The organism is Psychrobacter piscatorii (genome assembly GCF_001444505.1).
GTDB classification, from domain to species: domain Bacteria; phylum Pseudomonadota; class Gammaproteobacteria; order Pseudomonadales; family Moraxellaceae; genus Psychrobacter; species Psychrobacter piscatorii_B.
In genome coordinates this window covers 58,728-80,255 of the sequence record NZ_LNDJ01000085.1, presented here as the reverse complement: position 1 = coordinate 80,255, position 21,528 = coordinate 58,728, and the positions used below count along the sequence as shown (strand labels likewise).

17 protein-coding genes are annotated in these 21,528 nt (G+C 43.8%); 14 read left to right on the top strand and 3 right to left on the bottom strand.

What is annotated here, in order from left to right:
* The first annotated feature begins 584 nt into the window (after positions 1-584).
* The 4 genes from thrS to rnr all read left to right on the top strand — a co-directional run bounded on the left by thrS (position 585) and on the right by rnr (position 7,036).
* On the top strand, positions 585-2,519 hold the full coding sequence (gene thrS, locus AS194_RS09500; RefSeq protein WP_058025273.1) for a threonine--tRNA ligase: 1,935 nt from the start codon (positions 585-587) through the stop codon (positions 2,517-2,519).
* 23 nt (positions 2,520-2,542) lie between these two features.
* A complete protein-coding gene (gene infC / locus AS194_RS09495) occupies positions 2,543-3,046 on the top strand; it encodes a translation initiation factor IF-3 (RefSeq protein WP_058025272.1) in 504 nt (167 codons plus the stop codon).
* 332 nt (positions 3,047-3,378) lie between these two features.
* Positions 3,379-4,623 carry a toxic anion resistance protein gene (locus tag AS194_RS09490; RefSeq protein WP_058025271.1) on the top strand — a complete coding sequence of 415 codons (1,245 nt, stop codon included), beginning with the start codon at positions 3,379-3,381 and terminating at the stop codon, positions 4,621-4,623.
* 139 nt (positions 4,624-4,762) lie between these two features.
* Positions 4,763-7,036: a ribonuclease R gene (gene rnr, locus AS194_RS09485; RefSeq protein WP_058025270.1), complete on the top strand. Its 2,274-nt coding sequence runs from the start codon at positions 4,763-4,765 to the stop codon at positions 7,034-7,036.
* Positions 7,037-7,127: 91 nt separating this feature from the next.
* On the opposite strand, the gene AS194_RS09480 is transcribed toward rnr, so the two are convergent.
* The 3 genes from AS194_RS09480 to hisA form a co-directional block, all read right to left on the bottom strand.
* Positions 7,128-7,403 carry a hypothetical protein gene (locus tag AS194_RS09480; protein WP_058025269.1) on the bottom strand — a complete coding sequence of 92 codons (276 nt, stop codon included), beginning with the start codon at positions 7,401-7,403 and terminating at the stop codon, positions 7,128-7,130.
* An 81-nt stretch (positions 7,404-7,484) separates the two neighbouring features.
* Positions 7,485-9,113: a mechanosensitive ion channel family protein gene (locus tag AS194_RS09475; protein ID WP_058025268.1), complete on the bottom strand. Its 1,629-nt coding sequence runs from the start codon at positions 9,111-9,113 to the stop codon at positions 7,485-7,487.
* Positions 9,114-9,202: 89 nt separating this feature from the next.
* A complete protein-coding gene (gene hisA, locus AS194_RS09470) occupies positions 9,203-9,940 on the bottom strand; it encodes a 1-(5-phosphoribosyl)-5-[(5-phosphoribosylamino)methylideneamino]imidazole-4-carboxamide isomerase (protein WP_058025267.1) in 738 nt (245 codons plus the stop codon).
* A gap of 1,081 nt (positions 9,941-11,021) precedes the next feature.
* Between hisA and AS194_RS09465 the strand changes: the two genes are divergently transcribed.
* From AS194_RS09465 to AS194_RS09420, 10 genes are all read left to right on the top strand, one after another.
* Positions 11,022-12,374, top strand: a complete 1,353-nt coding sequence (locus AS194_RS09465; RefSeq protein WP_058025266.1) for a Na(+)-translocating NADH-quinone reductase subunit A — start codon at positions 11,022-11,024, stop codon at positions 12,372-12,374.
* Between the two features lie 5 nt (positions 12,375-12,379).
* The gene (locus tag AS194_RS09460) at positions 12,380-13,615 is read left to right on the top strand and encodes an NADH:ubiquinone reductase (Na(+)-transporting) subunit B (protein ID WP_058025265.1); all 1,236 of its coding nucleotides are present in this window, start codon (positions 12,380-12,382) and stop codon (positions 13,613-13,615) included.
* Positions 13,596-14,498 (top strand): Na(+)-translocating NADH-quinone reductase subunit C, encoded by a 903-nt coding sequence (locus AS194_RS09455; RefSeq protein WP_058025264.1) that lies wholly within the window; start codon positions 13,596-13,598, stop codon positions 14,496-14,498. Before AS194_RS09460 ends, AS194_RS09455 begins: the two co-directional genes overlap by 20 nt.
* A 1-nt stretch (position 14,499) precedes the next feature.
* A complete protein-coding gene (locus AS194_RS09450; protein ID WP_058025263.1) occupies positions 14,500-15,171 on the top strand; it encodes an NADH:ubiquinone reductase (Na(+)-transporting) subunit D in 672 nt (223 codons plus the stop codon).
* A complete protein-coding gene (gene nqrE / locus AS194_RS09445) occupies positions 15,171-15,779 on the top strand; it encodes an NADH:ubiquinone reductase (Na(+)-transporting) subunit E (protein ID WP_058025262.1) in 609 nt (202 codons plus the stop codon). Before AS194_RS09450 ends, nqrE begins: the two co-directional genes overlap by 1 nt.
* A 122-nt stretch (positions 15,780-15,901) precedes the next feature.
* On the top strand, positions 15,902-17,137 hold the full coding sequence (nqrF, locus tag AS194_RS09440; protein WP_058025261.1) for an NADH:ubiquinone reductase (Na(+)-transporting) subunit F: 1,236 nt from the start codon (positions 15,902-15,904) through the stop codon (positions 17,135-17,137).
* Positions 17,138-17,307: 170 nt separating this feature from the next.
* Positions 17,308-18,108 carry an SDR family oxidoreductase gene (locus AS194_RS09435; protein ID WP_058025260.1) on the top strand — a complete coding sequence of 267 codons (801 nt, stop codon included), beginning with the start codon at positions 17,308-17,310 and terminating at the stop codon, positions 18,106-18,108.
* Positions 18,109-18,323: 215 nt separating this feature from the next.
* Positions 18,324-19,418, top strand: coding sequence for an FAD:protein FMN transferase (locus AS194_RS09430; protein WP_413771713.1), 1,095 nt, complete (start codon positions 18,324-18,326; stop codon positions 19,416-19,418).
* A gap of 150 nt (positions 19,419-19,568) precedes the next feature.
* Positions 19,569-19,814 (top strand): (Na+)-NQR maturation NqrM, encoded by a 246-nt coding sequence (gene nqrM / locus AS194_RS09425; protein ID WP_058025258.1) that lies wholly within the window; start codon positions 19,569-19,571, stop codon positions 19,812-19,814.
* A 329-nt stretch (positions 19,815-20,143) separates the two neighbouring features.
* Positions 20,144-21,358, top strand: a complete 1,215-nt coding sequence (locus AS194_RS09420) for a CynX/NimT family MFS transporter (RefSeq protein ID WP_083499655.1) — start codon at positions 20,144-20,146, stop codon at positions 21,356-21,358.
* The last annotated feature ends 170 nt before the right edge of the window (positions 21,359-21,528 follow it).

Genomic DNA, 21,528 nt, shown 5'->3' with positions numbered 1-21,528 from the left:
GGTAGTTTTTTCAATGGGTTGGAGTTAGCTGCTTTAAAAGGAAAATAGAAGTTTGCTCTGATTGATAGTTTTATCAGATATGTATTGCCATTTATTATCTTTGAAGTATTTTTTACCTCTTTGAATTTGCTTCTACTTCTTCCACCTTAAATATTGATATTACTACAAACATCGCTAACAGAAGGTCAATCGCCAAGTTTTATATAGTTTTGCCAACATTCTATTTTGAAATGTTCAAAAATAACTTTCGCAGTTTATCTCTTATTGAGCTTAAGGCTCTGTCCCTTGCTATCTAGTGTTGGTAGACGGTTTTTGCTATAATCATTCTTTTATTGCATTACTTATTTTTGCTGATTATCTATATTAGATAGATGACAAAGTTCTGTCTATGATGTCGGTATTGGTTTGACACTCTTGAATAACCAATAAAACCCACAATATATAGCAGTACAAAGCAGTAGCAAGTAATGTGTCACTCTTACTATATATCACAATGATTAGATATAATTGATGCGGTCTCACGGTTATATGATTGATGGTTGCAATCATCACTGCCAACGGACCCAATAACAGGCGAATAGATTATGGTAGCGATTACTTTACCCGATGGTAGCGTGAAAAACTTCGAAGGTAATACAACAGTCATGGAAGTGGCGCAAAGTATTGGGACAGGGCTCGCTAAAGCGACAGTTGCTGGACGTGTCAATGGTCATTTAGTAGACGCTCATGACCCAATCGTTGCTGACGCCAATGTTGAAATCGTGACACCAAAAGACGATGACGGTGTCGATATCATTCGTCATTCATGCGCTCACTTATTAGGCCATGCGGTTAAACAGCTCTACCCTGATGTGAAGATGGTCATTGGTCCTGTTATTGATGATGGTTTTTATTACGATATCTTTAGTGAAACGCCATTTACGCCTGAGCATATGGAAGCCATTGAAAAACGCATGATGGAGCTGATCAAGCAAGATTATGACGTTATCAAAAAAATGACGCCACGTGCTGAAGCGATTGAGATATTTGAATCACGTAACGAAGACTATAAGCTAAAACTGATTAACGATATGCCAGGTGAAGAAGCCTTTGGTCTGTATCATCATCAAGAATACGTCGACATGTGCCGTGGACCGCACGTACCAAACACTCGCTTTTTGAAAGTATTTAAACTGACCAAAATGTCAGGTGCTTATTGGCGCGGCGATGCGAAAAACGAGCAGTTGCAACGTATCTATGGTACTGCTTGGGCTGATAAGAAACAGTTAAAAGCTTATATCCAGCGTATTGAAGAAGCAGAAAAGCGTGACCATCGTAAAATTGGTAAAGCGTTAAACCTATTTCATATGCAAGAGCAAGCGCCAGGTATGGTGTTCTGGCATGCTAATGGTTGGACGATTTATCAAGTACTTGAGCAGTATATGCGTAAAGTACAATATGATAACGGTTATCAAGAGATTAAGACACCGCAAATCGTGGATCGTAGCTTGTGGGAGCGCTCAGGACATTGGGGCAACTATGCAACTAATATGTTCACGACCTCTAGTGAAAACCGTGATTACGCGGTAAAGCCGATGAACTGCCCTTGCCACGTGCAAGTGTTTAACCAAGGCCTAAAGTCTTACCGTGACTTGCCACTACGTATGGCTGAATTTGGTTCTTGTCATCGTAATGAGCCATCAGGTTCACTGCATGGTTTGATGCGCGTACGTGGATTTACGCAAGATGATGCGCATATCTTCTGTACGCAGGCACAGATTCAACAAGAAGTTGCTGACTTTATTAAGCTAACACTTGCTGTTTATGAAGATTTTGGCTTTGATAACATTATTATGAAGCTCTCTACTCGTCCTGAAAAACGTGTAGGTAGTGATGAGTCTTGGGATTTTGCAGAAAAGGCGTTGGCAGATGCGCTTGATAGCTCAGGGCTAGACTGGGATTACTTACCTGGCGAAGGTGCTTTCTATGGTCCAAAGATTGAGTTTAGTCTAAAGGATTCATTAGGTCGTATTTGGCAGTGCGGTACCATTCAGGTTGATCCAAATATGCCTGATCGTCTCGATGCAGAATTCGTCAATGAGCAAAACGATCGCGAAGTGCCTATTATGTTGCACCGTGCCATCTTAGGGTCATTTGAGCGCTTCATTGGTATTTTGATCGAAAACTATGCCGGTTGGATGCCAGTATGGCTAGCACCGCAGCAAGTTGTGGTTATGAATATCACTGATAAACAAGCTGATGCATGTGAAAACGTAGTTAGCGAGCTCAAAAATGCAGGTTTGCGCGCTATTAGCGACTTGCGTAACGAAAAGATTGGATTTAAGATACGAGAGAAAACATTAGAACGTATTCCCTATATGCTAGTATTAGGGGATAAAGAAGTGGAATCGGGCAGTGTCAACGTCCGAACTCGCGAAGGTGAGAACCTTGGCGTGATGAGTGTTTCTGAATTTATTACATTAGTACAGACCGCTGTCAGTAAAAAAGGCCGACAGACCCCAAAAACAGATGAGGAGTAATACCTATTAAACAGTCCAACCGTTTGAACATCAACGAAGATATCAACGTCAAAGAAGTCCGTCTCGTCAAAGAAGATGGCGAGCAAATGGGTGTGGTTGATATCGCAACCGCGATGAAAGCGGCACGTGATGAAAACCTAGATTTGGTTGAATTAGTTCCTGAAGCTAAGCCACCAGTATGTAAGATCATGGATTATAAACATTTCCTCTATGATCAAAAGCAAAAGGCTAAAGAAGCTAAGAAAAACCAAAAGCAGACTCAGCTCAAAGAGATGAAGCTACGTCCTAGTACCGAAGAAGCCGATTATCAGGTTAAACTGAGAAAAATTATCAGCTTCTTGGAAGATCAAGACAAAGTTAAAATTAGTATCCGTTTCCGCGGACGTGAAATGGCGCACCAAGACATCGGTCGCAAACAACTTGATCGTATCATTGAAGATACTGCTGATATCTCAAACGTCGAACAGTACCCTAAGATGGAAGGTCGTCAAATGGGTATGCTGCTTGGACCTACTAAGAAAAAGTAGTCTTTTATGAGATTGCTTTAAGTAGTGGCTGTCAGTCCATATAGTTATTTATAACTCTAACCATCAATATGCTACGGGATATTGATGGTTTTTTATTATTTGGACTGCCTACTGTCTCTTTTAAATGTATTTAGCCAGATATAATTGGCTGACGCTATTTTACAAAATCTACCTTCTCAACTATTTGATTACGCGGTAGTCTAAAGGTCTGTTTTATATTTGCTAATCAGCATTTATCAAAATTTTTAGTCAGTGTATAACAATAACGTATATCGCGACCAATAGAGTCGTTTATAAAAACACTGCTTTTAGCCGACATCAAAGGAAATTTCATGCAAGAATTAACACCACCAGAAAATGCCGCCACTCCCAGTATCTCACTAACAGCGCCTGAACCTGTCAAAGAAATACAAAAAAGTGAAGCCGATCAAATGGTTAAGTTAGATGAAAGCCAAATTCCGGAGCTGGATGCCAAAGTGGATGCGTTCGTCGATCACGTGATTACTAACTCCGTGCACAGCCCAGAGTTTCAGCAAAACGTCCAATCCATTCATAATCTGGGCACCAAAGAGATTCGTGAATCCGCTCAAGTCTCTAATCGGATGCTGGAGCTACCAGCCAAAAGCCTCAATGACAGCTTGTTTGATAACTCCCCTATTGCCAAATCACTGACCGAGCTGCGCGGTATCGTCGAGGACTTAGACCCAAGCAAAAAAGAGCTGACCAATTCACGTAAGCTATTCGGTCTGATTCCATTTGGTAATAAAGTGCAAGACTATTTCCGTCAGTATGAGTCAGCGCAATCGCATATCAATGCAGTAGTAACCAGTTTATATAACGGTAAAGATGAATTGCTCAAAGACAATGCAATGATTGAGCAAGAAAAAGTCAATATGTGGGAGCTGATGCAGTCTATACGCCAGTATATCTATGTTGGCAAAAAGATAGATGAGCAACTAGAGCAAAAAGTCTACGCCATAGAAGCGACTGATCCTGAAAAAGCGCGTATTATCAAAGAAGAGATGCTGTTTTATGTGCGTCAAAAAAACACTGACTTTTTAACTCAGTTAGCCGTCAACGTACAAGGTTATCTAGCGCTCGATACCATCCGTAAAAACAATCTAGAGCTGATTAAAGGGGTTGATCGAGCAACGACGACCACTGTTTCAGCACTGCGTACGGCTGTGGTAGTTGCTCAAGCCATGACCAATCAAAAACTGGTACTTGATCAGATTACGGCATTGAATAAAACCACGAGTAGCTTGATTGAATCAACCTCTGCCATGCTTAAGCGTCAGTCAGGTGAGATTCATGAGCAAGCAACCAGTAGTAGCATTGAGCTTGATAAACTGCAAAATGCCTTCAATAATGTCTATGACACCATGGATATGATTAGTAATTATAAAATCGAAGCATTAGAAAATATGAAACAAACGGTCAATACTTTGACTACTGAAGTCGATAAAGCACAAAAATACTTGGATAAATCAAATCAAACGACGGTGCTAGAAGTATCAAAAGAGCTAGATAGCAAAAAGATCACCAATCAATCAAGCAGTGTTGATATCGATATTTGATTGATCCCAATAGCGTTCATTTAAAAATGCAACGCTTTCTGCTATTGAAGGCACATAAGGCAATTGACGCAAGATATTGCGCTGCCGTTCGTGTTAAGATAGTCACTATTAATAATTTAAAAAATAGATACGGTAATTTATGAGTTGGAATGATCCAAACGCCTCAAGTGAGGCACAAAAATACGACAACCCAATCCCTAGTCGTGAGTTGATACTCAGTACGATTGGTGAGCATGGGGAAGTCACTCATCAACAATTGGCAAAAGCCTTTAATATTGATGATCCTGATCAGTTTGATGCTTTGGGCAATCGCCTAAAAGCAATGGCACGCGATGGCCAAGTCAATCGCGAAGGCCGTCCCTATCGCTATCGCACAATCACTAAGCAAGATATCGTCACAGGCACCGTATCTGCACATCCAAAAGGCTTTGGCTTTGTAGTATTGAGTGATATGCCAGATTTGTTTTTGCACGAAAAACAAATGCGCTGGGTATTCAATGGCGATACAGTAGCAGCAGTTGGCACATCAACAGACAATCGCGGTCGTACCGAAGGCCGTATTGTGGATGTAGTCGAGCGTCGCCAAAATAACTTCATTGGTACGCTTGCACGTGATGAAGACGGCTTTTGTGTTGAGCTTGGTAGTCCAAACAGTCATCAACCAATCACTGTCACTGATGATAATGTTCAAGCCCTCAATATCAAACAAGGCGCGCCTGTCAAAGTCGATATCATCGACTGGCCGAACCAGCATGAATTTGCCACTGGCAAAATCACTGAGGTATTGTCTGATGATAACGATCGAGAGCTGATTATTGAGACGACCCTTCTTAACTATGATATCCCATCAGATTTCAGTGAAGCGGCGCTCAAACAAGCTGCTGAATATCAAGAACCAATAGAGAAAGACATAAAAGGTCGCACAGATTTGCGTCATCTGCCACTCGTTACTATCGATGGTGAAGATGCTCGTGACTTTGATGATGCCGTATTTGCTGAGAAGCGCTCAGGCGGCAACTACCGCGTCGTAGTCGCAATTGCGGATGTCAGCTACTATGTCACGCCAAACTCACCACTAGATCAAGATGCTTACGAGCGCGGTACGTCTGTATACTTCCCGCATCGTGTGATTCCGATGCTTCCTGAAGTCCTCTCTAATGGTCTGTGTTCATTGAACCCTAACCTTGATCGTCTATGCATGGTGGCTGATATTAAAATATCACGTGCAGGTAAGGTCACAGGATATGAGTTTTATCCATCAGTGATGCACTCACAAGCGCGTCTCACGTATAACCAAGTGAACGACTATTTTGTCAATCCGACTGATAAAAGACTTCCTAAATCATTAACGGGCAATAAAGACGTCAAAAAATCGATTGATACATTGCATCAGCTTTATGAGTTACTGCTCAAAAAACGTGAAGAACGTCATGCCATGGAGTTTGAGACGGTTGAAACCTACATCAAATTTAATGAAAAAGGCGGGATTGACGCTATATTACCGCGTACTCGCGGTGACTCTCAGAAGCTGATTGAAGAGTGTATGCTCCTCGCTAATACCTGCGCGGCAAACTTTGCACTCAAACATGAGCTGCCAGTCTTATATCGTAACCACGATAAGCCTGATAATGAAAAATCAATGCGTATTCACGAATATGCAAAAAACTTTGGCCTACCCTTCCCAGAAGAGAATCCAACGCAAGCCGATTATCAGCGTATTATTGAAGCAACCAAAGACAGACCAGATGCGATTAGCATTCATAGCATGTTGCTGCGCTCGATGATGCAGGCAAATTATGCGCCTGACAATATTGGTCACTTCGGCTTGGCTTATGATGAATATAGCCACTTTACCTCGCCGATTCGCCGTTATCCAGATCTGATGCTGCATCGTGCGATCAAAGCAAAAGTAACAAACAGCAAGCAACCTGTCATGGATTTTTCACTTGACGGCGCGGGTACCCAGACATCTGATACAGAGCGCCGTGCAGAAAAAGCCTCACGCTTTGTAGAGTCTTGGCTCAAGTGTCATTATATGACGGATCATGTCGGTGAAGAGTTCGAAGGGATTGTGACGACCGTGACCAACTTCGGCCTATTCGTTACGTTAACTGATCTATACATCGATGGCTTGGTACATATCTCCAATGTGGGCGATGATTTCTTTGTTTACGATGAGCAGCAGCAACAGCTTATTGGTAAAGACAAAGGCACGCTCTTTGGACTTGGTGACTTGGTCAAGGTACAGGTTGCTGGCGTCAACATGGACTTACTGCAAATTGATTTTGATTTGAAAGAAAAATTGCAGTCTAGTGCCATGAATCAGACAAAAAAGCAGCCTGCCAAAAAAGAGCCTTCTAAGAAAGGTCCAGCAAAGAGAAGTAGTCGTAGAAGCTCTAGCAAAAAAAGCTAACCTCTAATGCAACTCTCAAACAAAAAAGGCTAACGTGATCGTTGGCCTTTTTTATGCTCTATCATCAATCAAGACCAGTTCGCAATTCTCTTTACTGGGTATCATCCATCTGCTCCAAACGATCTTGCTCAGATTGCTGTGCTTGATCGATTTTATTGGTAGCATCGTCTATTATGGCTTTGGGCTGCTGGCTAAGTGGTTTGCTGGCAATATCTGTTGAGCGACTCGGTGCATCATTTGTATCAGAAGCCGTGCTGCTTGTGACCATTTCTCTGTTTTTCTCATGACTATTGCCATTGATGATGTTAAAACCAAGCAATGCTACGATGCCGATTACGGCAAATATGATTACATGCTTCATTTCCATAAAAAATCTCGACTTTGATTAATTACCAAATACGAGTTCCATAGCACTTTTTGTGCCTACTTTTAAACCTACTATCTCTTACTATTCTTGCGGACTATTATTATTGAGCAAATCCGTTTCATCTGAGCTTTGAGCAATCTCTTGCTCGACCTTTTCCATCAGCTTGTCATCAGGGCGAGCATCGAGGACCTCATCAGCATTACGGCCTTGCAAAATAACTTTGGCTCGCGCCTTCGCTTGCTTTTTATCTTTATCATCAACAGGATTCTCATTATCTTGATGGGTAAAAGTAGGCTCAGGTGTGGTTGAGGTAATCGTCATGTCAGATTTAGCGCTGCTCGTACTGTTCTGCATATGTTCAATGGCTTTCTCTAATTTGTCGTTAAACCGCAAACGATAAATGGGTTCAGGCAAGCTAAAGCCTTCGTTTTCTAGTGCATGTTTGGTCTCTCTGATGGCAATACTACGCGCTTTAGCAAAGTCGGTTTCTGATTGATCTACCCAAACCTGAAACTCTAGCACAATATTGGAATCACCCACATTGGTAATCACCGCGATGGCTTTGGGCTCCTCCAACACAAATGCGAGCGTATCGACCGCATCCAGTCCCACTTTGATGGCTGCTAGCGGATCATCATTGGCATCCACTCCCAACTCAAAAGTAAAGCGGCGTTCAGGATTTTTAGTGTAGTTGAGAATGGTGCCTTTAAACACCTCAGCATTGGGAATACGCAGCTGGTTACCATCTAGCGTCATCAAGATCGTGGCTCGCGAAGTAAGGCGAACCACGATACCTTCTTGACCATTGATGACCACTTGATCACGGGCGCGAAATGGCTGGCGGATACTGAGCATTAGTGAGGCAATATAGTTTTCGATGGTATCCTTGACCGCAAAACCAACGGCAATACCGATGACACCTGCGCCGCCAAGCAAAGTACCTAAGATGGTTTCTGCCCCGATAAGGCTCAGTCCCAAGATCAGACCAAAGATGATAAAAATAACTTTGACTGTTTGTGATAATAGCTCAGCGACAAAAGGATTGGGCGTTAGGCGCTGCCACATTCTTTTGCGATTGGACAACCAACTACCAAACCATGTGACCAATGCAAATATAACGATGCCGACTAACAGTAAAGGTAACGCCTTCACGAGGTTTTCTAATTGTGCTTTTAGACCTTGATAAACCGTCGAGACATTCTCTTGAACGTCCAACGTTCGATTGATATTGTCATCGACCGTAACAACATCTGTCAAACGGTTGGTCAGATTGATGGCTTGCTGCGCTTTTTTTTCGTTGGCAGTCTCCCCTGTTAGCGTGACGACACCTTGGCTAACACTGACATTGACGGCCTGTAACCCTTCAATTTCAGAAAAAATACCATTGATACGCTGACGTATGTCATTATCTTTTTGCGGGGTGGGTGTGGTTTCGATTTGACCATTATTGGTGCTCTCGCCGCTGATGACGGGGGGCGGGGCGGGTGTCGGTAATGAGGTGGCGGGTTCTGATGCTTCCTCGTCTGGCGCAGGATCACTATCAGGTGTTGCCTCTTCTGCACTCTCCACGCCGAGCACGGTTGCAATGCCAGAGAGTTCTTCACCAGCAGCATAGGTGGGCCACGTACAAACGATGCTTAACAGCAACACCATTTGACCCCACGCTTTCATAAAACGGCGTATCATTGGACGGTCAAAATAACTGGCCATAAGCATCCTTTATTTTTTATGGATTTTTCTCGCTTAGCTGATTGCTGATAATTAGCTGTCTGATTTTAACCGACTAATTTTTGATTTATTTAGCTATCTAAGTAAAGCTGCGCTTCGCTCAAATTCAACGTGCCTTCATAGATAGCACGACCAGTAATAATACCTTCGATACAATCACCATAAGGCTTTAACAGCTCGATATCTTTCATATCGGTAACGCCGCCTGATGCAATCACTGGTAATCCGCCTTCACGCGCCAAATTAACGGTTTGTTCAACATTCACGCCCTGCATCATGCCATCGCGGGCAATATCAGTATAAACGATTGATGACACACCTACATCAGCGAAGCGCTTGGCAAGCTCAGTAGCCTTGGTATCGGTAACATTGGCCCAACCATGAGTGGCTACCATACCGTCTTTGGCATCGATACCAACGATAATGTGTCCTGCAAATTCACGGCAAGCTTTAGCAACAAAATCCGGATCTTCAACCGCTTTTGTACCGATGATAATATAAGTTAGACCTGCAGTGATGTACTGCTCGATGGTATTTAGATTGCGCACACCGCCGCCCAACTGAATCGGCAAATTAGGATATGCTTTGGTAATATCATTGACCACTTGTCTGTGTACTGGTACACCATCAAAAGCCCCATTCAAATCGACCAAATGCAGACGGCGTGCGCCCTCATCTACCCAACGTGCAGCCATGGCAACGGGATCATCAGAGAATACCGTATCATCTTCCATACGGCCTTGTTTTAAACGTACGCACTTACCATCTTTTAAATCAATAGCCGGGATAATGACAGGCACAGCACACATATAGCATTCCTTATAAAGCACAATATTGGCAATAAATTTAGACAATTACATTGTTGAGAATAAAACGAAATCGAAGCATCAGACCACGATAGAAAACACCACGCAAACGTGGCATGGTGTACAGACAGCGTCACCAATCAGGCAAAATAGGGTGAAAGTCTATTCAAACAAAGATGGAATACAACCAAAACCAAATAGTTATGGCCGTCAGTTGTAGTACGTAGAATCGGCACCAACATTCGTTAAATTCTATTACTGACTGGCAATTTTAGGTCAATTTAGCGTATAATCCTAGGTAAATTTTTATTTGTTTCTATGTGATAGTAACCATGCGTTACGCTTTTTGTTGAGACGGTATTGCTTAATCGCACTTCATAATGCCTCAAAGACAATGAGCAATGGCTCAATATATCCGTATGATATTAACTGATATTTTGCCAAAAAGGGTTATAATAGAAATCTAATCTGGTAGCTTGTATACCACCGATTTTGCAGTCTTAAGCCCCATTGGTTGCCGTTTAAAACCCTATTACTAGCTAACAATATAAAACAGTTATGACTAGAGTTTGGCAGCTCACAAAAATGATGTGATGCTTGCTTATCTAGGTTGTCTTTTAGCCAGTTGATCATCTACTTCAATAGATCGTTTTTAGTCACACCTCTAAAAAATTGCGTATTTTTGAATGATGCTGATTGGATAAAAGTGGCCCATCATACTGGTATTACAAGTTTTTAATTTCAATGAAACGTATGATAAGGCTGTTATTTTCAAAGTAATCTCTGTTGGCAATGTGCTTTTGGCGATTGATTTTGATTCAATAGTTTTAACATACACCTTGGTAGCCAGTCGCCACTTTGGTAATTCGAATAAGACATTAACGTGTTGTTAAGGAGTCTAAGGTCAGCGTTAATACTCTTAATAGTAGTTATGATCATGTATTATCTTCAGAGAGCTTTCATCCTTATTTCAGTATAGAAATAGATGATTGAAGGCTTTATTGAGTGAGATAAATGTTCAAGCTACCGATGTACCAAACAGGATGTCTGGTATCGTTTTAGACTATGGACTAAGTTTTCGCTTATGATTACCATCAAAAAAGGTTTGGATTTGCCCATCACCGGTGAACCCTCCCGCGAGATATCTGAGCACCAACCGACACATGTAGCACTTATTGGCTATGATTACGTGGGCATGAAGCCTACGATGAATGTCAAAGAAGGTGACATTGTAGCCAAAGGTCAGCCCGTTTTTGAAGACAAAAAGCGTGTTGGCGTCATCTATACTGCCCCTGCTGCTGGTAAGGTCGTCGCTGTTAAACGTGGCGAACGTCGAGTGTTTGAGAGTCTTGTGATTGAGGTCGACCCGAATGGTGAAGAAGTAGACTTTGAGTGCTATGACTCACAGCAGCTTGCTGACCTAGACTCTGAAGTCGTTGAAACCCAACTGATTGCCTCTGGCGAATGGACTGCGTTTCGCACACGTCCCTATAGCCGTGCGCCCGAAATCGGCGCTCGTCCACATGCTATCTTTGTGACAGCAATGGACACCAATCCACTCGCCCTTGATCCAATGCTGGTAATCAATGAGCAGCTACAAGCGTTCAATGATGGCCTAGCAGTACTCTCAACACTCACGCCCAAGACCTTTGTCTGCCACCATGGCGACGCCCAGTTGACGCCAGTTGCAAACACTGCAACGAACAATGTCACTGAGTATCATGCTTTTGCGGGTAAACATCCAGCAGGTCTTGCAGGTACGCACATTCATTTCTTGCACCCTATCAGCCGAGGCGTGACCGTATGGACGATTGGTTATCAAGACGTGATTGCGATTGGTAAGCTGTTCACAACTGGACATCTATATACACGTCGTATGCTAAGCTTGGCTGGCCCTGCGGTTACCAATCCGCATCTGATTGCAACCGAGCGTGGTGCTGATATTACGGCATTAACCAAAGGTCAACTGGCGGCAGGCGAGAACCGTATTATCTCAGGTTCAGTATTGTCTGGTCGCAGAGTATTTGACAATATCGCTTATCTTGGTCGTTTTCATAATCAGATCAGTGCACTGCCTGAAGGTCGTGAGCGTCCTGCGTTTCACTTCTTTAGCCCCGGTAAAAACCGCTTCTCAAAACTGCCTATCTATATTTCGCAGTTTTTTGGTGGCAAAAAGTACAATTTCACCACTACAAGTAATGGCTCACCTCGCGCCATGGTACCGATTGGTGTCTATGAAGAAGTCATGCCTCAAGATTATCTACCCACTCAATTGTTACGTGCTTTGATTGTCGAAGACATCATCAGTGCCACTGATTTGGGTGCACTTGAGTTGGATGAAGAAGACTTGGCACTATGCACCTTTGTATCTCCTGGCAAATATGAGTTCGGTGATATTTTGCGTGATAACTTAACGCGCATTGAGCTAGAGGGCTAACCACGATGAAATTTTTACACAATATGTTCGATCGTATGGAGCCATCTTTTACCAAAGGCGGCAAACACGAAAAGTATTATGCTATTTTTGAGATGTTTGATACGTTTCTTCGTCAGCCAGGCACCACAACGTACGCTTCATCACACGTTCGTGACGGTATCGACTTAAAGCGTATTATGATTACGGTATGGCTATGTACTTTCCCAGCAATGTTTTGGGGTATGTACAACATCGGTCATCAAGCACTAACCGCTATCGCTCAGCTCGGTCTGCAACCTGAAGGCTGGCGTACCGTCATCACTAGTATGGCAGGCTACAACCCAGACAGTATCTGGGCGAGCTTTGTTTATGGGGCCATGCAGTTTTTGCCGATTTATATCGTGACGTTTGCCGTCGGTATTCTCTGTGAGATTATCTTTGCCGTTGTCCGCGGACACGAAGTTAACGAAGGTTTCTTTGTGACGTCAGTCCTGTTTGCACTATGTTTACCACCTGATATTCCTTTATGGCAAGTTGCTCTAGGTATTATCTTTGGTGTGGTGGTCGCAAAAGAAGTGTTCGGTGGTACTGGTAAAAACTTCTTGAACCCTGCCCTATCGGGTCGTGCGTTCCTATATTTTGCTTATCCAGCATATATGTCTGGCGACTCAGTATGGACGGCAGTAGATGGATTCTCAGGTGCAACCCCGCTTGGCCTTGCAGCCCTTGGTGTGGTTCCTCAGGACTTCGTCGATGTCTATGGTAATGCGATCACGTGGAGTGATGCATTCTTAGGCAACATGCAGGGCAGTATCGGTGAAGTATCGACGCTAGCTATCCTAATGGGTGCTGCGGTGTTGCTTTGGACGCGTATTGCTTCTTGGCGCATCATGGCAGGTTGTGTGGTCGGTCTGATCGCCACGTCTCTCGTGTTCAATATGGTTGGCTCTGACGATAATATGATGATGAGCTTGCCGTTCTACTGGCACTTAGTGATCGGTGGCTTCGCTTTCGGTGCTGTGTTTATGGCGACCGACCCAGTTTCAGCTGCGCATACTAATAAAGGCCGCTGGGCTTATGGTATTTTGATCGGTTTTATGACCGTATTGATTCGTGTCATTAACCCTGCTTTCCCAGAAGGCATCATGCTGGCCATTTTGTTTGCCAACTTATTTGCTCCACTGTTTGATTATTTTGTGACCCAAGCAAACATCAAACGCCAAACCGCTCGGAGGGTTCGTTATGTCCAAGCCCAAAAGTAATAACGCAAAAACCATTAGTGTGGCTCTGATGCTGTGCTTGGTGTGTTCAGTATTGGTCTCGGCAGCTGCTGTTGGTCTAAAGCCAGCACAAGTTGAAAATGCGCGCTTAGATCGTAACAAAAACATTTTAGTTGCGGCTGACATGTACGATGCTGAATCTGATACAGCAGATGATGTTGCCGAACGTTTTAAAGACTTTGATGTCAAAATCATTGATCTAAATAAAGGCAACTACCTTGATGACGATGAGTTAAAAACGGCTGGTATTCCTGATCGTAATGCTTATGACGCCAGTCAAGCGACAAAAAACCAAGCCTTAAGTGAAGACTTGGGTGACAATGATCCTGCTGGTATTGGCCGTAAGCCAAAATATGCTAAAGTCTATGTCAAAGAAGATGATGCTGGTAAGCCTGAGTTGATCGTCTTACCAATTCAAGGCTATGGACTTTGGGGTACGATCTATGGTTTCTTAACGCTTGAAAGCGACATGAATACTATTAAAGGTATCAGTTTTTATGAGCATAAAGAAACTCCAGGTCTGGGCGCTCGTATCGAAGAGCCAGAATGGCGCGCAAAGTGGAACGGCGTCCACTCTTATGATGACAGTGGCGAAGTTGCCACGGGTGTAACCAAAGCCGGCAATTCAAAAGAAAACTGGGTTGATGGCATCAGTGGTGCAACTCTGACTAGCCGCGGCGTCAGTAATATGATTCAGTTTTGGTTAGGCGAGCAAGGCTATAAGCCTTATCTCGATATGCTACGTGAACAAAGCGGCCAGACACTTGATAATGCAGATACACAAGCAAGTCAATCAAAGCCAGCAGCTCAACCTAACACCGAATTGGCAGCCACGCTACCAGTAGCAAACGGCAAGGAGGCATAACATGGCTGATACTAAAAGTATTTTAACCACGCCTATTTTTGACAATAATCCCATTGGTCTACAGATTCTCGGTATCTGTTCGGCACTGGCGGTCACAACAAGTATGGCAAATGCCATGGTTATGTGTGTGGCATTGACATTGGTAACGGCGTTCTCAAGCTTCTTTATTTCTGTCATTCGTAAAAAGATTCCATCAAGCATTCGTATCATCGTACAGATGACCATTATTGCTTCATTGGTTATCTTGGTAGATCAGGTACTAAAAGCGGTCGCTTATGATGTGAGTAAAGGTCTGTCGGTCTTCGTTGGTTTGATTATCACCAACTGTATCGTTATGGGCCGTGCTGAAGCATTTGCCATGAGCAACCCGCCAATCCCAAGCTTTTTAGATGGTATTGGTAACGGTCTTGGTTACTCGGCAGTCTTGTTATTTGTTGCCACCATTCGTGAGCTGTTAGGCGCAGGTACTTGGTTTGGTATCACTATCCTACAGCCAGTTACTGATGGCGGTTGGTATATACCAAACGGTCTGTTGCTATTGCCACCATCAGCGTTCTTCATTATTGCTTTGTTTATCGCAATCGTCCGTACCTGGAAACCAGAACAAGTGGAAGAAGCTGAGTTTGTAATGAAGCCGCAGTCTAAAGGCATGGCACATGGAGGCGGTCACTAATGGGACATTATATTAGTTTATTTATAACCTCAGTCTTTATCGAGAACATGGCACTTGCCTACTTCTTAGGCATGTGTACTTTTTTGGCCGTATCCAAAAAAGTCTCGACAGCGATTGGTCTAGGGGTTGCTGTGATTGTCGTGATGGCCATCACCGTTCCGCTAAACAATTTGCTATTCCAGTTCATTCTAAAAGATGGTGCATTGGCTTGGGCAGGCTTTCCTGATATCAACTTGAGCTTCTTAGGATTGCTTAGTTACATCGGTTTGATTGCAGCCACCGTACAGATTCTAGAGATGTTCTTGGACAAGTTTGTACCAAGTTTATACAACGCGCTTGGGGTATTCTTACCACTAATCACCGTAAACTGTGCCATCTTGGGTGGCGTACTATTTATGGTCGAGCGTGATTATAACTTTGGTGAATCTGTCGTCTATGGTGTGGGCGCAGGCTTCGGTTGGGCACTTGCTATTACTGCATTGGCAGGTATTCGTGAAAAGCTCAAATACTCAGACATTCCAGCGCCATTGCGCGGTCTTGGTATTACCTTTCTCACGGTTGGTCTTATGTCGCTCGGCTTTATGTCGTTCGGTGGTATGTCCATCTAAACTACTAAGCTCAAAGCTTCTATTAGCTATTTGATCTATTTAATTCATTTATTCGGTAAGGGTTCGGACACAGCATAAAATATGTCTTCGCACCCCTACCCCATAGATTAAGGATACCTACCATGGATTACGCTACGGCGATTGGTGGCGTTGCTATGTTTACCTTGATCATCATGGGCCTCGTCGCTATTATTTTGGCGGCGCGCTCAAGACTGGTCAGTTCAGGCGATGTCACTATCCATATTAATGATAATCCCGATAATGACGTGGTGACACCAGCAGGCGGTAAACTACTGCAAACGCTAGCGGGCGAAGGCATCTTTTTGTCTTCAGCGTGTGGTGGCGGTGGTACCTGTGCGCAGTGTCGTTGCCGCGTTATTGAAGGTGGTGGTTCTATTTTGCCCACCGAAGAAGGCTATTTTACTCAAGGCGAGATCCGCAATCACATGCGCTTGGCTTGTCAGGTAGCTGTTAAGCAAGACATGAAAATTGAGATTGATCCTGAATTCTTTGATGTACAAAAATGGGAATGTGAGGTTATCTCAAACGATAACGTTGCGACTTTCATTAAAGAGCTGGTGCTAAAAATCCCAGAAGGCGAAGAAGTAAACTTCCGCGCTGGTGGTTATGTGCAGCTTGAAGCGCCACCGCATGAAGTGCATTATAAAGACTTTGTGATTGATGAAGAATATAGAGAAGACTGGGAAAAATTCGGTATCTTCAACTATGTCTCGAAAGTTGATGAGCCCGTTATCCGTGCTTACTCAATGGCCAACTACCCTGAAGAAAAAGGCCTCATCAAATTCAACATCCGTATCGCAAGTCCACCGCCACGTGGTCCTGACGGCATTCCACCGGGCAAAATGTCTTCATGGGTGTTTAGTCTGGTCCCTGGCGACAAAGTGACCGTTTCAGGTCCTTATGGTGAATTCTTTGCCAAGAAGACTGAAGCTGAAATGATCTTTGTCGGTGGTGGTGCTGGTATGGCCCCCATGCGCTCGCATATCTTTGATCAGCTCAAGCGCTTGAAAACAGATCGTAAGATCAGTTTCTGGTATGGTGCTCGTTCGATCCGTGAAATGTTCTATGTTGAAGATTACGATCAGCTAGAAGAAGAGTTTGACAATTTTGAATGGCATGTGGCTCTGTCTGACCCATTACCAGAAGATAACTGGGAAGGTCCAACAGGCTTTATCCATAACGTGTTGCTCGAAAACTATCTGAAAGATCATCCAAACCCAGAAGACTGTGAATACTACATGTGTGGGCCACCGATGATGAACGCTGCTGTGATCGATATGCTACACAGCTTGGGCGTAGAAGACGAAAACATCATGCTTGATGATTTCGGTGGTTAAATAACCCCGCCAGATAAACTTAAAAGTGTATGTAAAAAGAGTCTCAATTGAGGCTCTTTTTTTGTGTGATTTTTAGCAATCATTGTGGTTGTTGAGACTACAAATCTAACTGGTAGATCAGCATTGCTATCCTATATCATGAACGCTCTAAATATTAAGAAAGGACGCTTATGAAAACCAAATACAAAGATCTGACCATTTGGATCACGGGTGCTTCTAGTGGTATTGGGCAAGCATTGGCGATTGCCTTTGCCAAGCGTGGTGCTAGAATTATTCTCAGTGGCCGTGATAACCAAAAACTAGAATCCGTCAAGAAAAGCTGCAAGCGTGCGAATAGGCATATTGTCATTCCGTTTGATATCAGTGACGCTGCTCAAGCAAAAGCCGCCTATGACAATGCCAAAGCTCAGGCTGGAAACATTGATTGGCTCATCAATAACGCCGGTATTAGCCAGCGCTCACTCATCATGGAAACTGACGAAGACGTCGAGCGTCAGATTATGGAGGTAGATTACTTTGCTCAGACGCGACTAACCAGACTGATACTGCCTGATATGATCGCACAAGGTGGCGGCAAAATCGTCATGGTATCAAGTGTCGCAGGATTACTAGGGACACAATATCGCGGTGCTTATGGCGCAGCCAAAGCCGCATTGCATATGTGGGCAAACAGTTTACGGGCAGAGTTGCATGACAAAGGTATAGAAGTGGCGACGATATTCCCAGGATTTATTCAGACCAACATCTCTATCAATGCCTTGACAGGTGATGGCAGCGCTCAGGGCACCATGGATGAAGCAACCAGTAACGGTCTCACGGCAACTGAGTTTGCAAAGCAAGTGGTGAGGGCACTCTCAAAAGGCGAGGAATATATCGTGGTCGCTGGCAGTAAAGAAAAGCTGGCAACACGAGTCAATCGCGTGTCACCACCGAAACTCTATAAGCTAATACGCGAGTCGCAAGTAAAATAGCTTGGTATGCATTAGATTAGTATGCAGTGGCTTGGTATGCATTAGATTGTCACTGAACATTGCCATCATTGGTATTTGTAGGGTTAAGGGGTGTAAAATAGGCCTGACTTATTTTATACCCCAACTCATTTCTGCGTTATACCGAAGATATTATGAAAAATACAATGTACCGTTTACTTTCTAAGAAAACGATCAAAAACACGCTGTTTGGCACAATGAGCCTTACCAGTATCTTAAGCCTCAGTGCTTGCCAGCAAACACCAGATTATAACTATCTGACTGGTGAAACGATGGGGACAAGCTACCATATCAGTTATCAGCTCCCTGATAATGCAGATGAAGCTGCCATACAAGCGTCAATCGATGAACGCTTGAAACAGATTAACGACAGCATGTCGACCTATCAGAGCGACTCGACCATCTCTAAATTTAATCGGTTGAATAAGAATACACCGATTACCATCGACGCTGATTTTAGTCGGGTGCTGGATGTCTCAAAGATTGTCTATGAGCAGTCTGGCGGCGCATTCGATCCTACGGTGATGCCGCTTGTCGAGACCTGGGGTTTTGGCAGCACCATGACAGTCGAGCGTCTACAAAGTCCGCCCACGGCACTTGAGATTGCCCAAGCAAAAGCACTGGTAGACTTTGAGAGTATTATAAAAAAAGACCAAACGGTATCCAAAACTAAAGACGGCGTCGAGCTTGATTTTTCTGCCGTTGCCAAAGGGTATGGGGTTGATGTCATCGCCGATGTGCTGAGAGAGGATTATCAAATTCGCAATTATATGGTTGAGATTGGCGGTGAAATTTCGACATCTGGCGTTAACAACCAACAGCAGCCATGGCAAATTGCGATTGACGCCCCTATTGAAGGCAGCACTGTCAGCGAGCGTCAAACAATCTCTGCCATCCGTCAACCAAAAAACACAGCGACCCAGATGCACCTTGCCACCTCAGGCAACTATCGCAACTCTGTCATCTTCGATGGCAAACGCTATAGCCATACCATTGATCCGATCACTGGCAAACCCATCGCAGGCGGTGCGCCCTCCGTCACTGTCGCGGCTGATTCAGTTGCATTAGCTGATGCATGGGCGACAGCGCTGACAGCGATGCCCTATCATAAAGCACTAGATGTCGCTAAAGCTCAAAACTTGGCTGCTATGTTTGTAGTATTGGCTGACGATATAAAAACAGACGGGTCTGAGAGTAATGTTTCTGATAACGTGTCTGATGATAATATCGATGACTGGCAAGTGGTTCAGACACCAGCAATGCAAGCATTACGCGCTGACAAAAAGCCCTAGTAAGTTTTTGGCATTGAAACAAGAGAATACGATAACGCGCAACGAGCAACACCAAAATTTGCTATACTATTAGTTAGTTGCCATTAAAAGTATATCATTATCATTATCATTAACAGCAACTGCCCCACTTTTGACAATGAGGTTTCCTCTATGCTTAGCCAATTGCTTCCTATGCTTGCCATTACCTTTACAGTGTTTATCCTATTTTTCGTTTTTATGGGCATCGGTTATATGGTCAAAAAAAAGCCGCTCAAAGGCTCTTGTGGTGGTGTTGCCAAATTGATGGGTGATGAGCAGTGCTCATTTTGTGGCGATGATCCCAACAAGTGCGACTCATTGATGGCAGAACAACAAGAAAACGCGTTAAGAGCTGCCCAACTCGGCAAATCTGTGTAAAAACTCATTGGTTACCACACGCAGGTAGTATTTACCTAACATCTGTTCGTATAATAGCGTCAAATCATTCAAAGTGACTTGGCGCTATTTTATATCTTCATCTCTTATTATTCCTATTTAGACACTCTCTATTTAGATATTTTCTATTTAAAAAATTGGCCAGCAAACATATCTGTTTTGCCCTCTGCAAATTTTTAGTTCTGTTTGACGTTATTGATTACCGTTTAGGTACGTGTCTGAGTAAATGATCTTTAGTGTTGTTTTACAAGCGACGATTTTTCGGCGCTGTCTTATAACGTGTCCTTTTTCCCTGTTATCGTTGTGCTGCTATGTCTACCTCATCCAAACTGCCATCCTCTCGTTTCACCTTTTGGTTAGTGCTATGTGCCATGATTTTGCTGGCAACCAACATGCGCGCTCCCATCGTTGCACTGGGCGCAATCGCGCCAGTGGTGCAAAAAGCACTCAATATCTCGGAGATACAGATTGGCTGGTTGGGCGCTGTGCCGATGCTGGGTTTTGCCCTTGGTGCGCTGATCTCACCAGCCATTGGCAAGCGTTTTGGACTTGAGAATACCTTGATTACCATGATCGCGCTATTAACCACTGGCATGATTCTGCGTACCGTTATCCCGACGTGGACTGGGTTTTTAATCGGTACTTTATTGCTGACTCTAGCCATTGGCTTTGCTAATACACTGGCCGCGCCTGTCATCAAGCAACGTACTCCGCAACATATTCCGCTGATTACGGGTTTGTTTAGTTTAACCATGACGGTGACCGCTGGGATAGTCTCAGGCATCGTCCTCCCTTTGTCTGAGCAAGTAGGCTGGCAGTGGGCGTTGGGTGGTTGGACGGTTTTAGGTGTTTTTGCGTTATTGATTTGGTTATTTTTGCGTGTGCGTTTGGGCTCATCTAACCACCAACCCGTCATATCTACAGATAAAGATGCCTCTGATATCTCTATTTGGCGAACGACGTTTGCTTGGCAAATTGCTGTCTTTATGGGGCTACAATCATTACTGTTTTATACCGTTGCCAGTTTTTTGCCTTCTATTTTGGTTAGTAAAGGGCTATCTGCCGTGAGCGCTGGCCAAATGGGTTCTGTGTTTCAGTTTATGGCACCCATCTCTATCTTGAGTCTGACATGGCTGATTAATCGTGGTCGTCCTATTCAAGCACTCGCCGTGTTTGCCGCTGTGCTCAATGTCATTGGCGTATTAGGTATCAGCTATCTGTCCACTGAGTTGGCGTGGCTATGGTCAGCCATGATGGGGATTGGTTGCTCAGCGATTTTTACCTTGAGTATGATGCTGTTCTCATTACGGACGTATACTACCAATCAATCAAGTGAGCTGTCTGGTATGGCACAAGCCGTCGGTTATTTGATTGCATTTTTTGGCCCGCTTGGCACAGGCTGGCTCCATGAATCGACTGATAGCTGGAGTCTGCCGCTTTTTATTATTCTGATACTGATGATTGCAAACGTTGTGATTGCTTGGCTCGTCAGTCGTCCAGTGATGGTCGATGGTAAATACATTTGATATTAGCTTATCAAAATCTCTACATACTGCTTTCTATAAGTCCTTGATTTCTAACGCGCAATAAAGCTGTCTTGAAATTAACCTTAGGGCAATATTGGTGGCTGTCTTATTTTGCTATAGTCAGTGCAAGATGATTTAAATCTTGAGCTGACTCTACATCAGCTTGATTG

What these genes read in the sequence shown, in the direction of transcription:
- AS194_RS09450 (WP_058025263.1), top strand. Translation starts at nt 14,500, where the DNA reads ATGGCTGATACTAAAAGTATTTTAACCACGCCTATTTTTGACAATAAT.
- AS194_RS09455 (WP_058025264.1), top strand. Translation starts at nt 13,596, where the DNA reads ATGTCCAAGCCCAAAAGTAATAACGCAAAAACCATTAGTGTGGCTCTG.
- AS194_RS09475 (WP_058025268.1), bottom strand. Translation starts at nt 9,113, where the DNA reads ATGGCCAGTTATTTTGACCGTCCAATGATACGCCGTTTTATGAAAGCG.
- AS194_RS09460 (WP_058025265.1), top strand. Translation starts at nt 12,380, where the DNA reads ATGAAATTTTTACACAATATGTTCGATCGTATGGAGCCATCTTTTACC.
- nqrE (WP_058025262.1), top strand. Translation starts at nt 15,171, where the DNA reads ATGGGACATTATATTAGTTTATTTATAACCTCAGTCTTTATCGAGAAC.
- AS194_RS09465 (WP_058025266.1), top strand. Translation starts at nt 11,022, where the DNA reads ATGATTACCATCAAAAAAGGTTTGGATTTGCCCATCACCGGTGAACCC.
- thrS (WP_058025273.1), top strand. Translation starts at nt 585, where the DNA reads ATGGTAGCGATTACTTTACCCGATGGTAGCGTGAAAAACTTCGAAGGT.
- hisA (WP_058025267.1), bottom strand. Translation starts at nt 9,940, where the DNA reads ATGTGTGCTGTGCCTGTCATTATCCCGGCTATTGATTTAAAAGATGGT.
- rnr (WP_058025270.1), top strand. Translation starts at nt 4,763, where the DNA reads ATGAGTTGGAATGATCCAAACGCCTCAAGTGAGGCACAAAAATACGAC.
- AS194_RS09480 (WP_058025269.1), bottom strand. Translation starts at nt 7,403, where the DNA reads ATGGAAATGAAGCATGTAATCATATTTGCCGTAATCGGCATCGTAGCA.
- AS194_RS09435 (WP_058025260.1), top strand. Translation starts at nt 17,308, where the DNA reads ATGAAAACCAAATACAAAGATCTGACCATTTGGATCACGGGTGCTTCT.
- AS194_RS09420 (WP_083499655.1), top strand. Translation starts at nt 20,144, where the DNA reads ATGTCTACCTCATCCAAACTGCCATCCTCTCGTTTCACCTTTTGGTTA.
- nqrF (WP_058025261.1), top strand. Translation starts at nt 15,902, where the DNA reads ATGGATTACGCTACGGCGATTGGTGGCGTTGCTATGTTTACCTTGATC.
- AS194_RS09490 (WP_058025271.1), top strand. Translation starts at nt 3,379, where the DNA reads ATGCAAGAATTAACACCACCAGAAAATGCCGCCACTCCCAGTATCTCA.
- nqrM (WP_058025258.1), top strand. Translation starts at nt 19,569, where the DNA reads ATGCTTAGCCAATTGCTTCCTATGCTTGCCATTACCTTTACAGTGTTT.
- AS194_RS09430 (WP_413771713.1), top strand. Translation starts at nt 18,324, where the DNA reads ATGAGCCTTACCAGTATCTTAAGCCTCAGTGCTTGCCAGCAAACACCA.